This is a genomic window from Pseudomonas sp. PLMAX, assembly GCF_046042685.1.
GTDB lineage: Bacteria > Pseudomonadota > Gammaproteobacteria > Pseudomonadales > Pseudomonadaceae > Aquipseudomonas > Aquipseudomonas putida_AE.
In genome coordinates, this window is record NZ_CP064949.1 from 4749268 (window position 1) to 4762899 (window position 13632).

Consider the following 13632-nt stretch of genomic DNA (forward strand, 5'->3'; position numbering starts at 1 on the left):
CCTCACCGCCCCCTGTAGGAGCTGGCTTGCCAGCGAAGGCGTCAGCACATTCAACATTGATGTGTCTGACACTCCGTCTTCGCTGGCAAGCCAGCTCCTACAGGTGTTGCGTTTGCCTGCCCTATGGCGCCGGGGCCGGCTCTGGTTCGTTGGTCACCCGCAACAGCCCCCACAACCCGGAGGTGTTGCCGTAGGCGGCGTAATCGCGGAACAGGTAGTCACCCGGTATCGCGTTGACCCCCCCGGCGCTCGGCAGCATGAAGCTGAAGTGGGCTGCCGGCAGGACGCTCTCGCGGGCGCCGATGTACATCGACATCGGGTTGTAGCCGAACTTCACCGAGCCCACGCCAGGGGTGCCCATCGGATAGCCGCCGGTATCGCTCTTCTCCGACAGGAACGGGTTGGTCGACCAGACGTGCCCGTCCAACTGGAAGGTCGTGCCGCGACTGCCGCCGGTAGGCATCAGGATGTGCGTACGGAATGGTTGCCCAGGCCTCGCGTAAAGCACCGGCGTTTGCGGATCACCACCCACCAGCGCATTGCTGTAGGCCATGTGCGCGTTCACCATGTCGCCGTAGCCCGCGCCATCGGCGCGCCCGAACGGTGCATCCGGGGCCAGGCCGAAGCGGTACCACATGGGTTCGGTCCTGTAGTTGATGGCCATGCTCGAGTTGTCCTGCGGATCGTTCGGCACGCCGAACCCTTCCGCGGCAATCCCTTCCACAGGCCGACCATTGGCCCAGCGAATGTTCAAGGCCTTCTGCCAGACCATCGCAAAGTCGCGGTAGCTGGTTTGCCCTGGTGCGGTGACCGTGGCATTCACTTTGCGCATGTCGTCAACCCAGGTGGCGCCCGCCGGCAGGATGCTCGCCGCAGCGGCCAGGCCTTTTTGCGACTGCTTGATCACGTCCGCCGGAGTGAAATTCAACCCGCCGAACTCGATCGCCGTGGCGTTGATGTTGTCGACATTGCGTCCCAACTGAGTGATCGGTTTGCCTTCACGCTCCAGGTGCCCGGCGTAGTACTGGTAGGTACGGGTCGGGTAGGCTCCGCTGCTGCCGACACGCGGTGGCACGGTCTGGGTCGGGTTGGCGCCGACGTTGGTGCCGTCGGATTTGGTGATGTCGTACGCCAGCAATTGCGCGTGCAGACCCACGTGGCTCGACGGCCGCATCAGGTTGTTGCTGAAGGTGGTCGAACCGGTGCCACTGTTGCGATCACGCTTGACCATGCCTTGCATCACCGCGGTCTGGGCCAGGTCCGGCATCACGCTCGGCAGACGGTTTTCCAGGGTGACATTGATGCAGTCACCGGCCGCTGCGCGCAGCACCAGGGGTTCGACTGGCACACCGGGTTTGAGCTTGCCGGTGGCAGGGTCGAGGTCGGCCTTGCGCACATACAGGATCGCGGTCGGGTCATGCAGCGGCCCGCTTTGCCCGCCGATGGTGATGGTTTCACCGTCTTCAGGGTCGAACACAGTGACCTGCGGAATGCTCACGGTCCGCGAGTTGAACACCAGGGTGCCGCCGGCCGGATTCAACGGCCCGCCGACATGCTGGCCGAGATTCGCCGGATCACCGATGGTCAGGCCCAGCGGGTTGCCGAGGATGTCGTTGGCCAGCGCCGCGACCACTTCATAGTTGCGCTGCGGGGTCGGACGGGTGCCGATGCCGTTGGGGTTGGCGCCGTACCGTGGGCAGATGCCGTCGAAGGCCACGGTGTTGCGCATGCCGGTCGGTTTCGGATTGGTCGGCAAGGCGAACAGGTCGTTGCGCTGGGTGGTGTAGTTGCGCATCACGCCCCAGATTCCGCTCCAGTAGCCTTCGATCGAAGCATCCATCGAGTACAGGTAGTCACCGGTGGTGGCCGCCGAGCTGGACAGCATCGACACCGGCGCAATGAAGCCCATCTGCTCGGAGATGCCGATCATCTGCGACGCGCGCCAGCCGGAGTTGGAGCTGTTGCCGAAACCGGAACCGCTTTGCAGCCACTTCACGCCGTGCAGGGTGACGTTGTGCTCCTCCTCGTGACCACCGGCATGCACCCGCAGCCGCACGTTGTCGCCGGTGTAGGTCCGCAGCATCGGGGTGAACGGATCGCCAGGCTCGGCGCCGCCCTTGTTGATGTGCGGCGGGAACAGCGTGGTGCCGCCGGTTGGGCCGGTGGCCGCGGTGATCAGGTTCGGCGCCAGGTTCATCGCCGGGATCGCACGGTCGGTACGGCTTTGCATGGCGTACGCCAGGTCGCCGCCCAGGCCATCGGCCTGCATGCCGCGCTTGCCGTCCGGGCCGACCTTGTTCGGGTCGTACACCCGCAGGGCCAGCGGTTCGTTGCGGTAATTGACCACGAACATGCCCGGGTCATCCACCGAGATGGCTTGAGGGCATGGCCGGGTCGGGCAGCCGGGCAGCATGCCGCCCTGCATTTCGACAATGCCGTCCAGCAAGGTACTGGCGTTGTTACGCACAGGCGGGTTGATGGCGTAGCGGAAGCTGTCCGCCGTAGCCGGGAAGGCTTGTGCATTCGGCTTGCCGTCCGGGCCTGCGCCGACGTACACACCGGCTTCATACGCGTGCTGGAAGTCGCTGTACTCGAGGAAGAACTCACGGAAGCTGTCGTTCTTGCCATCGCCGTCGATGTCACCGGTATTAATCACCGCTTGCCACGAAGTCGGTCCGCCGTCCTGACGCGCGCCGCTGTACAACGGCTCGCCGGTCTCGGCGTGGAACCAGGTGGAACCGGCCGGTTCTGCCAGTACGGTGGCGTACAGGCCAATCTGTTGGTGAGTCGATGGGCCGAGGTGGTCGTGGGTGAAGATGGTGCCCAGGCCACGGTCGACGCCTTTGGCGTTCACCACCGGATCGACGAACCAGCGCTGCATCGCGGTACGCGCGCCGACCCAGTCAGCCCGGCCATATTGACCGAAGTACGGGTGGTTCTTGGCTTTCGGGCAGGCCGGCGTGCCGTCGCGCGGATCAGCCCCCTCGCACTGGTTGAACTCGCGGATGGCGAGGATGCGCTCTTGCACCGCACCTGGGGAGAGCACGCCGTCTTCGTAGTTCCAGCCGTTGGACGAACCGTCGGCCGACACCAGGTCCCACTTCGGCAGGTGAATGTGCTGGCCGATCACGTCGGTCGGCGTGCGCACCTGATAGTCGTCCATCTCATAGGTGGCCGGCACCAGGTTGGTTTGCTGGTATTGCACGCAGTCGAAGGTGTTCATGCGCATCACCAGAGGTTCTGGCGGACGCTGCTTGGTGATCACCGGCCAGGCGTCTTCCCAGAGCGCGAGGATGCGCGCTTGCGGGAAGTGGTAGCCGACCTTGTTGTACACCGCGTCGAACTGGATGTTGGCCGCCTTGTAGATGCGCGGACGGTCGGCGGTGAAACTCGAGGAGCCAATGAAGGACATGCCGTCGAGCCGCTCACCACTGTTGAATTCACCGATGCCGGCGCTGCTGCCCAGGCGTTTCTGCCGGTCGTCCATGCACGGTTCATAGAATGGCGCACCGGCCATCGGCAAGGCGCCGTTGGTGCGGAAAGGCCGTGCGACGATCTGGTTGCCCGGCAGCAGCGCGTAGCTTGGGTGGTCCTTTTTGGCGTGGAAGGCCATGGCCGCTTGCTCGACTTCAGTGCCCTCTTCCGGCAGGTAGATCGGCTTGGCACGCGTGACCGTCTTGGAGAAATCCAGCGAGGTGGTAATGGTCTCGGCCTCGCCACCGGCAGACATGCCGTCCAGCACATGGCGGCCCAGGCCACCGTCCCAGCCACCGGACTGAGCCGGGTCAAGGTTGGCCCACAAGGCTTTGCCCGTGGCTTTCAAGGCCTGCGCCGTGGCAGCGTCGAGCATGTCCAGCGGCGGAGTCGGTGGGCGTTGGCCGACCGAGCTTTCCATGCCGCCGATCCAGAATGGATACCCAGGGTTTTTCAGGGTGCCGTCGGCGTTGCGGTTGGCTTCACTGCGATCGACCAGGGCCAGGGAACCGATGGCCTGGGCGCCGCCGCTGCCGCCATGGTGCTCGCCGTCATCGTCGCCCTCTTCTTCATCGTCATCGTCGTTGGCGGCCAACAGGCCCTCGCCGATTTTCGGTACCACGGCGACTTTGCCTGGCATCGGTGCCATGGCTTTGCCGGGCAGCGGCACTACCGCAGGGATGGGTGTGCCAGCGACGATTTCGCCATCGGGCAAGGCCCGTGCGCCCGCCGCGGGTTTACCGCTGCGCAGGGCATAGGGCTCACTGTGGAAACCATCGTTGCCTTGTTGCGAGACTTCCAGTTTAGTGCCTTCTTCAAACACGTCGTGCACCCGCCACATGGCCCACATGCCCTGGGCGAAGTGCGGGTAGAAGTGGCAGTGGTAGATCGCGTCGCCCGCAACCCGGTTGCGGTTGCCCGAACCGCCGTTGGCGATTTCATAGGTGTAGCCGGCGCCCGCACCGATGCCCTGGGCGTCCACGTAGTCCGAGTTGTCATCGTTGGGGTTGAACAGCCACTGATGCCCGTGCAGGTGGAAAATGTGCTGCTCATGGCCGTTGTGGGTGTTGCGGAATTTGACGAAGTCGCCGATGTAGCTGTGGTTGACGTTGGACGGCTCGGACGGGTACAGCGCCATGGTCGCCTTGACGCCCACCTGGTCGGCGTTCGGAGTCTGGCCCGGGGTGATGCCTTCCAGGCCGGCGTTGGCCGGCACGTCCACCAGCATCGCTACGTCGCCGACGGTGTGGGAGCTAAGGAAGAATTCTTCGTAGGCGCAGGACAGGCAATCGTGCATCGGACCTACGCCGAGACGGTTGGCGACCACTTCGGCGCCCATGCCGCCGGAGCCATAGTTGATCATGAAGGAATCGCGGGTCGGCTCCAGCACGTGGGCCATCACCGGGTCGGCCCAATAGGCCGGGAACGCCTGGGTCGCTGCGGTTTCATCCTGGAACTGCGAGGCGAAGTCGCGGAACGGTTCCAGCCGATTGGGAAGCGCCGGGTTGCGTTTGCCCACCGATTCCAATGGATAGGTGGAGGGCGGGAAGCTGCCGTCGGCATTGCTGCCCATGACGATCGCGTCGCTCTCGCTGGAAATGATCTCATTGCCGTCGACCATGTTGATGATCGGCGTGCCGGCCTTGCCTTCACGGACCCACGGCTCGCGTTGCGGGTAGCGGGCCTGGTAGTCGACGATCGGCTGACCGGCCGGGGTGCGCCCTGTGGTCGCCAGGCGCATTTCTTCTTCGGTCACCGTGTTGCGGTAGGTGCGACCGCCCTTGGGCACCACCACGACCTGGCCGAACAGACCGTTGGCGACGTTGCCGGCCGCACCTTCACCACCGAAAGTTGCGCCACGGCTGCTGGCGGCGAACACCCCTTCGCGCTCGGCGTACAGGGTGTATGAGCGGCTGGCGCCCGGAGCGATCAGGCTATTGGCATTGCGCCCGGTGAACGAAGCGATGTCGTCGATGCTGTTGACCGCTTGCATGCCGTTGACCTGGAAACCGACATGGCGGTCGGCCACTTGCTCGTCGACCTTGAAGTTTTCGTTATCGCCCACTTCGATGCCTTCTTCTTCCTCACCCTCCTCTTCCTCGCCACCGTCGTGGGAACCGGGGTTGGCCTGATAGGCCAGCAGGTTCTGCAGGTTGATGGTCAGGCAGTCACCGGCGGCCACCCGCAGCACCAGCGGACGTGGACGCTTGTCGGGACGCAGCGAAACCTTGCCCGGCACCGCCGCACCACCCTGGGCCAGTGAGACGTCATGGTCATCGACCACATCGCGACGCAGGGCGAACATCATGCCGTTGACGTTCTGCGCACCGAGGCGGTTGAACATCAGCGGCTGGTCCAGCGCCACGACGTTGGCCACCAGGTTGCGCTCACATCGCGCTGCCGCTTCGGCGACTTCGATGCCGAGCATCGATGCGGCCAACAGCAGCCAGGGAAGGACGGATGGAGCGTGGAATGTGCCGGTCATGATCACGGGCCTCGCTGTGGGTGCTCACAGGGAATAATTCTCGACAAAACCCTTTGAGCAATCTGTATGCCATAAAAAATTTATCGTTATTTCAAACAGTTACAGTCGCCATTTAATTCATCGGGGGATATTCCCCACCCATTCCCCACTTTTGCGTCGGGGCCACCATGCCCCAATGTTGGGGAAACTCGCCCCAAGCTGTTCGTCATAGCGGGGCATCCGCCGCCAGCCCCTGCAGGCGCCGGTATTGGCGCAGCACACTGGGCACATAACGCTGGGTTTCGGCGAACGGCGGGATCACCCCGCCACGGCTGAGCACCGCTTGCGGCCCGGCGTTGTAGGCGGCCACGGCGAGGGCGATGTCGTTGTCGAACAGGGTCATCAGGCGCTTGAGATATCGGGCTCCGCCCTGGATGTTGGCCTTGGGGTCGTAGACGTTTTTCACCCCCAGCTCGCGGGCGGTGTCGGGCATCAACTGCATCAACCCGCCCGCGCCCCTGGGCGATACGGCGCGGGCGTTGTAGCTCGATTCGGTCTGGATCACCGCGTGCAGTAGCGCGGCCGGCAACTCGTTGTCCGTGGCGGCCTTGGAGACCAGCTCGGCATAGGGGCGCGAAGCGATCATTTGCGGCTGCTGATCGAGGCTGACCGCCGCCACTTCGACCTCTTGCACCACCCGTTCGTAGTGGCGGCCGGGGCGATGGACGTTGGACAAAACGAAGTCGCCCTTGGCGTCCCTGGAAACAAACACATCGGCCTGGACAGCACCGGCCAGCAGCATCATGCCAAGCAATCCTGTGGTGAGAGTTTTCATGGTTCTACCTCCCCTGACCGGCCCCGAAAAATGGGGGTAATGCCCCAATGGCCAGTCGCGTATCAGCCATACGCAAGCACTGTGCCGAAAGCGCGAGTGGCCGGAATACGGGGGCTGCACGAGGATGTCGTGGGCTTGAGCGGGGCTTTGCATGGCAATTGCATAGGCGTATATCGCGACCCTTCTGCCGACTGTGTGAGGTCAACATGAAACAGCGTCTGCGTTTCGCCCCGCGTGCTTTTCCCCCTCGAGCCGAGCGCGGGTTCACATTGCTTGAACTGTTGGTGGTGCTGGTGGTGCTGGGGCTGTTGGCCGGCATCGTCGCGCCGAAATATTTCGCGCAACTGGGCCGTTCCGAAGTGAAGGTGGCCAAGGCGCAGATAGAAGGCCTGGGCAAGGCCCTGGACCTGTACCGCCTGGAGGTCGGCCATTACCCGTCGACCGAACAGGGGCTGCAGGCACTGGTCACCGCCCCCAGTGACGAAACCCGCTGGACCGGTCCGTACCTGCAGAAAAAACTGCCGCAGGACCCCTGGGGCCGTAACTACAACTACCGCTACCCTGGCGAAAACGGCGAATACGACCTGCTGTCCATGGGCAAGGACGGCCAACCCGGCGGCGAAGGCGAAAACGCCGAAGTCACCAGTTGGCAATGACGGGAATGGCGACCATGCGTTTTCACCTCAAAGCGGTCGGCAAGGCCGGTGTGGTTTCAATGACTGTCGAGGCACCGGGTGACAGCGAAGCCCGGCGCATCGCCGAGGACCAGGGCCTGCGGGTGGTCAGCCTGCACGCCGAGCGGCACTGGCGGGCGCTGCGCCCCAGGCAGCGTGAGACCTTCAACCTGGTGTTGTTCAGCCAGGAACTGACCACCCTGCTCAATGCCGGCCTGCCGTTGATCGATGCGCTGGAAAGCCTGGCGGAAAAAGAGAATGCGCCACAGGCCCGCAAGACCTTGAGCGAACTGGTGCGCCTGCTTTACGAAGGCAAATCGTTTTCCCAGGCGTTGGGCCAACTGTCGGCGGTGTTCCCCCCGCTCTACGTCGCCCTGGTCCAGTCCAGCGAGAAGACCGGCGCCGTGGGTGAAGCCCTGGGCCGCTACGTCAGCTATCGCCAGCGCATGGACGAGGTTCGCCAGAAGATCGTCAGCGCCTCGATCTACCCCATGCTGTTGCTGGTGGTGGGCGGTGGCGTGGTGTTGTTCCTGATGGGTTATGTGGTGCCGCGCTTCAGCCTGGTGTTCGAAGGGCTGGGCTCGAACCTGCCGTGGCTGTCGCAGATCCTCATGAGCAGCGGCATGTTCCTGCACGCCCACCAGGGCGAATTCTTTGGCGCACTGGCGACGATCGTCATCGCCCTCGCCTTCCTCCAGCGCCAGCCTTCATTTCGTCGGGGCCTGGACCGCTTGATCGAGAAACTGCCGGCGGTGCATCAACGCATCTTCATGTACGAACTGGCGCGCTTCTACCGCTCCCTGGGCATCCTGCTGCAAGGCGGCATCCCCCTCGTCACCGCCATGGGCATGGTCCGCAACCTGCTCACCCCGGCCTCCCGCCTGCGCCTGGACCAGGCCTGCGAAAGGGTGCGCGAGGGGCAATCGCTGTCGACGGCGCTGGAACTCAATCACCTGGTGACCCCGGTGTCCCTGCGCCTGCTGCGCGCTGGCGAACAGTCCGGCAACCTCGGGCAGATGATGGAGCGTAGTGCGGACTTCTACGACGAAGAAATCAGCCGCTGGATCGAATGGTTCGTGCGTTTGTTCGAACCCTTGCTCATGACTTTCATCGGCCTGCTGATCGGGGTGATCGTGATTTTGATGTACATCCCGATTTTCGAGCTGGCCTCAAGCATTCACTGACGCCTCTGGGACGGGCCTGCCCGAAAAATCTCAGTCTTTTTCCCCGTGACAACGAATAAAGCCGGACCCAGGCGTGTTTACCCACTGAATATGGCAGCACGTTGCATTGTTCATCAACGTTCCAACTTGAATTAAAAGACGGAGAACGACATGCACATCAACAAGCTATTACTGGCGGTAGCGATTGGCGCGGTCTTATCGGCGTCTACCGTCCTGATTCCGGACAGCCTGTCCGGGGTATCAAGTGCCCAGGCGAAAGAAGGTGGAAGTGGTGGGGGTGGCGGTGGCCACGGTGGTGGTGGCGGCAGTGGCGGCAGTGGTGGCGGTGGCGGCGGTCACGGTGGTGGCGGCGGCAGTGGTGGCGGCGGCGGCGGTCACGGTGGTGGCAGCGGTGGCGGTGGCGGCGGTAATGGTGGTGGCCACGGCGGAGGCGAGTGGTGGCGGCGGCGGTGGCAATGGCGGTGGTCACGGCGGCAATAGCGCCGGCAGCGGTCATGGCGGCAGCGACCATGCTTCGGGACACGCCGGCAATACCGCCTCGAACTCCGGACGTAGCAGCACCCACTCTGAACCGGGTGACGATCGCATGGCGTTCATCAGGCCGGGCATGACGACAATGGGGTTCACCGCTCCGGCGAGGTCGGTGACGATCGCGGCCTGCATGCTGCTGGCGAACCCGGCGACGACAAACGCGTCAACTGACTTGCAGTAATCCCTGTGGGAGCGGGCTTGCTCGCGAAGGCGGAGTGTCAGACAACATCAATGTCGACTGTGCCATCGCCTTCGCGAACAAGCCCGCTCCACAGTGGATGTGTGAACCGCCGACCTACAACACAACTTCCGTCTGATCCAGCCGCTCGCGCAAAAACTCGATCAGCGCCTGCACCGGTCGCGACGCCTGGCGATGCTGCGGATACACCGCCGACAGCGTCAGCGGCTCGGGACAAAATTCATCCAGCACCGCCACCAATCGCCCATCCTTCAACGCCGCCCCGACGATAAACGTCGGCAAATAGGTAATCCCCATCCCGGCAATCGCCGCGTCCTTGAGCAACTCGCCATTGTTGACCCGCATCCGCCCGGTGACATTGACCATCAACGGCTTGCCCTGCCCTTCGAAGCGCCATTGCACCTGACGCCCGTGGCCGTACGGCAGGCAGTCATGCTGGTTCAGGTCTTCAGGTTTGTCCGGCGTACCGCGCTCGGCCAGGTAAGCCGGGCTGGCGCAGTAGACGCGCTGGATGGAAGCGATGCGCCGCGCGATCAACGTCGAATCTTCCAGCGTGCCGATGCGCAGTGCCAGGTCGTAGCCCTCGCCGAGCAAATCCACCGGGCGATCGCTCAGGTCCACCTCCACCGTGACGTCACGATAACGCTGCAGAAACTGCGGCAGCAGGCACCCCAGATGCGCCAGCGCAAACGACAGCGGCACACTCACGCGAATGGTGCCGCGCGGCTCGGTGGTCTGCCCGGCGATGCCCTGCTCTACCTGCTCGACTTCGCCCAGCAGGCGCAAAGCCGATTCGTAGTAACTTTGCCCCAGGGGCGTGACATCCAGCCGCCTTGTCGAGCGATTGAGCAGCCGCACACCCAGACGCGCTTCGAGCTGCATCAGGCGCCGGCTGACAAACTGCTTGGACAATCCCAACTGATCGGCGGCGGCCGTGAAGCTGCCGGAATCCATCACCTGGCAAAAAATACGCATATCTTCGAACGGGTTCATTGTCGCGCCTTGATTGACAGTCCGACACTTTACAACGTTTACAAAGCAAAAGATCGCAGCCTCCGGCAGCTCCTACAGTTGTACGCGTTCCCCTGTAGGAGCTGCCGAAGGCTGCGATCTTTTCAGCCTGTCGACTTACTTCGAAGTAAAGGTCGTGTAGCTGTTGATCAGGTTACGGTAGTTCGGAATGCGTTCCGACAGCAGGTTGGCCAGGCCTTCCATGTCGTTGCGCCAGTCGCCTTGCAGCTCGCAGGCAACCGAGAACCAGTTCAACAACTGGGCGCCGGCGGCCGACATGCGGGCCCAGGCGGCTTGTTGAACGGTGGTATTGAAGGTGCCGGAAGCGTCAGTCACCACGAACACTTCAAAACCTTCGGCCAGGGCCGACAGGGTCGGGAACGCCACACAGACGTCGGTGACCACGCCGGCGATGATCAGTTGCTTGCGACCGGTGGCCTTCACCGCCCTGACGAAGTCTTCGTTGTCCCAGGCGTTGATCTGGCCAGGGCGTGCAATAAACGGCGCGTCCGGAAACTGCGCCTTGAGCTCCGGCACGATCGGACCGTTTGGGCCGCTGTCGAAACTGGTGGTGAGGATGGTCGGCAGTTCGAAGAACTTGGCGATGTCGCCCAGGGCCAGCACGTTGTTCTTGAACTCATTGGGCGAGAAGTCCTGGACCAGCGAGATCAGGCCGGTCTGGTGATCGACCAGCAGCACCACTGCATCGTCTTTGTTCAGGCGTTTGTAAGGAACGTTGCTCATGAAAAACTCCTTGGTGGATGGTTGTCGCTTAAGTTGATTAGAAAGCAAAACACGAGCAGCCGAAGGCACCCCAGAACCCGGCGAAATCACTCACCGGCGCATTCGACAGACGCGCCCGCTCATGGCTGTGGGAGTGCACCGCGCAGGGTCCGCTGCACTGGTGAACCTGCGCCTGCAACGGCGAATTCGGCCGCCAGTGGCCCGGTACCTTCACCACCGGCGACCAGTCCGGCAGCACCGGCACGCTGGCGGGCCCAAGTTTTTCGAAATCATCGGCGGCATACACCACCTTGCCGCCGACCACGGTCAGCACCGACTCGATCCATTTGATCGCTTCGTCCTCGACGCTGAAATAGTCCGCGCTCAAGGCTGCCACGTCCGCCAGTTGCCCGACCTTGATCTGGCCTTTCTTGCCCTGCTCGGAGGAGAACCAGGCGCTGCCGTGGGTGAACAGTTCCAGGGCGGTCTGGCGCGACAGGCCCTCGGCGTGCAATGCCAGGCCACCGACGGTGCGGCCGCTGACCATCCAGTACAACGAGGTCCATGGGTTGTAGCTGGACACCCGCGTGGCATCGGTGCCAGCGCCGACCGGTACACCTTCGGCCAGCATGCGCTTGATCGGTGGCGTCGCCTCCGCTGCCTTGGCGCCGTAGCGCTCGACGAAGTATTCGCCCTGGAACGCCATGCGGTCCTGGATGGCGATGCCGCCCCCCAGCGCCCTCACCCGCTCGATGTTGCGGGGGGTGATGGTTTCGGCGTGGTCGAAGAACCACGGCAAGCCGTTGAACGGGATGTCGCGATTGACCTTCTCGAACACGTCGAGCATGCGGCTGATGGATTCGTCGTAGGTGGCGTGCAAACGGAACGGCCAGCGCTGCTCGACCAGATGGCGCACCACCGGTTCCAGTTCGTCTTCCATGGTTTGCGGCAGGTCCGGGCGCGGTTCGAGGAAGTCCTCGAAATCCGCCGCGGAGAACACCAGCATCTCCCCGGCGCCGTTGTGCCGCAGGTAGTCGTCGCCCTGGTGCAGGGTCACGCTGCTGGTCCAGTTCTTGAAATCGGTCAGTTCTTCCTTGGGTTTCTGGGTGAACAGGTTGTAGGCGATGCGCACGGTCAGTTGCTGGTCCCTGGCCAACTGCTCGATCACCTGATAGTCGTCCGGGTAATTCTGGAAACCGCCGCCAGCGTCGATGGCACTGGTCAGGCCGAGGCGATTGAGTTCGCGCATGAACTGGCGCGTCGAGTTGACCTGGTACTCCAGCGGCAACTTCGGCCCCTTGGCCAGCGTCGAGTACAGAATCATCGCGTTGGGCCGCGCCACCAGCATGCCGGTGGGTTCACCGTTCGAGTCCCGCACGATCTCGCCACCCGGCGGGTTCGGCGTGTTGCGGGTGTAGCCGGCGACCCGCAGCGCGGCGCGGTTGAGCAAGGCGCGGTCATACAGATGCAGGACAAACACCGGGGTATCGGGCGCGGCCTGGTTCAACTCTTCGAGGGTCGGCATGCGTTTTTCGGCGAACTGGAATTCGTTCCAGCCACCGACCACCCGCACCCATTGCGGCGTGGGTGTGCGGTCGGCCTGATCCTTGAGCATGCGCAGCGCATCGGCCAGTGACGGCACGCCTTCCCAGCGCAGTTCGAGGTTGTAGTTCAGACCGCCACGGATCAGGTGCAAGTGCGAGTCGTTGAGGCCAGGGATCACGCAACGGCCCTTGAGGTCGATCACCTGCGTGCCAGAACCGCGCAAGGCCATGGCCTCGGCATCGCTGCCGACCGCGACGAAGCGGCCCTCGCTGATGGCGACCGCAGTGGCGCGTGGGTTTTCACGGTCGACGGTATGAAATTGGCCATTGAACAGAATCAGATCGGCGTTCATCGCGTTTCCTTGGGCGCAGTGGAAGAAGACAGCCAGGGCGCGAACAGGCGCGTCGCCATCGGCATGAACAGGTACACCACCGACAGCACGATGGTCAGGGTGATCAGGAAGGTCGCGACCACGTAGTTGGAGAGCACGGCGTTGAGCCGCAACAACGGCCCCCACAGCAGCGGCACCAGCAAGGTGTGCGGCAGAATCACCAGCAGCGTCACCACGGCCTGCTTCCAGCGCGGCGGTGGCGAGCCCGACTCGACCTGGGGGGCGAACCAGAATTCGTTGACCGGGTTGACCTCGGTCTGGTCGCCGTCGGCCAGCATCGGCGTGGCTTCGTTGACCAGCGCCTGGCGTTGCGGCGAATCGAGCCAGCGCTGCATCGCGTCGGTGGAACGGAACCGCAGGACGCAGGTGTACATATCCAGGCCCGCGTTCTTGCCGCGCATCACATCCACGCCCAGGTGCCCCTCCTGCTGTCCGGCGACACTGACGATGTTGCGCAGCCAGGCCTCGTAGGGCACTTCATAACCGGCCCTGACCCGGTGTTTGATGACCAGGGTCACGACCTCCTCGAAAGGCGAGTCGAGCACGTTGGAATCAGGCATGGCGGAGGGCTCCGGCGAGACAATATTGAATTGAATAATGC

8 protein-coding genes and 1 pseudogene are annotated in these 13632 nt (G+C 63.5%); 3 read left to right on the forward strand and 6 right to left on the reverse strand.

Annotation, left to right across the window (positions count from 1 at the left end; genetic code table 11):
• Nucleotides 1-121: 121 nt before the first annotated feature.
• Complete coding sequence (gene mnxG / locus DKB71_RS21525; protein WP_408597290.1) at nucleotides 122-5959, reverse strand: manganese-oxidizing multicopper oxidase MnxG; 5838 nt, start codon at nucleotides 5957-5959, stop codon at nucleotides 122-124.
• 205 nt (nucleotides 5960-6164) lie between these two features.
• Nucleotides 6165-6773 (reverse strand): lytic transglycosylase domain-containing protein, encoded by a 609-nt coding sequence (locus DKB71_RS21530; protein ID WP_408597292.1) that lies wholly within the window; start codon nucleotides 6771-6773, stop codon nucleotides 6165-6167.
• Nucleotides 6774-6979: 206 nt separating this feature from the next.
• On the opposite strand from DKB71_RS21530, the gene gspG reads away from it, so the two are divergent.
• From gspG to DKB71_RS21545, 3 genes and pseudogenes are all read left to right on the forward strand, one after another.
• Complete coding sequence (gene gspG / locus DKB71_RS21535) at nucleotides 6980-7429, forward strand: type II secretion system major pseudopilin GspG (protein WP_046815462.1); 450 nt, start codon at nucleotides 6980-6982, stop codon at nucleotides 7427-7429.
• A 14-nt stretch (nucleotides 7430-7443) separates the two neighbouring features.
• Nucleotides 7444-8631 carry a type II secretion system F family protein gene (locus tag DKB71_RS21540; protein WP_323627758.1) on the forward strand — a complete coding sequence of 396 codons (1188 nt, stop codon included), beginning with the start codon at nucleotides 7444-7446 and terminating at the stop codon, nucleotides 8629-8631.
• Nucleotides 8632-8781: 150 nt separating this feature from the next.
• Nucleotides 8782-9333: pseudogene (locus tag DKB71_RS21545) on the forward strand (hypothetical protein).
• Between the two features lie 124 nt (nucleotides 9334-9457).
• Here the strand turns inward: DKB71_RS21545 and DKB71_RS21550 are convergent.
• The 4 genes from DKB71_RS21550 to DKB71_RS21565 all read right to left on the reverse strand — a co-directional run bounded on the left by DKB71_RS21550 (nucleotide 9458) and on the right by DKB71_RS21565 (nucleotide 13591).
• A complete protein-coding gene (locus DKB71_RS21550) occupies nucleotides 9458-10354 on the reverse strand; it encodes a LysR family transcriptional regulator (protein WP_408597295.1) in 897 nt (298 codons plus the stop codon).
• Nucleotides 10355-10489: 135 nt separating this feature from the next.
• Nucleotides 10490-11116 (reverse strand): isochorismate family cysteine hydrolase YcaC, encoded by a 627-nt coding sequence (ycaC, locus tag DKB71_RS21555; RefSeq protein WP_274076656.1) that lies wholly within the window; start codon nucleotides 11114-11116, stop codon nucleotides 10490-10492.
• Nucleotides 11117-11153: 37 nt separating this feature from the next.
• A complete protein-coding gene (locus DKB71_RS21560) occupies nucleotides 11154-12992 on the reverse strand; it encodes an amidohydrolase (RefSeq protein ID WP_274076655.1) in 1839 nt (612 codons plus the stop codon).
• Nucleotides 12989-13591, reverse strand: coding sequence for an antibiotic biosynthesis monooxygenase (locus tag DKB71_RS21565; RefSeq protein WP_323627756.1), 603 nt, complete (start codon nucleotides 13589-13591; stop codon nucleotides 12989-12991). The genes DKB71_RS21560 and DKB71_RS21565 overlap by 4 nt, the downstream gene beginning before the upstream one ends.
• Nucleotides 13592-13632: the final 41 nt, after the last annotated feature.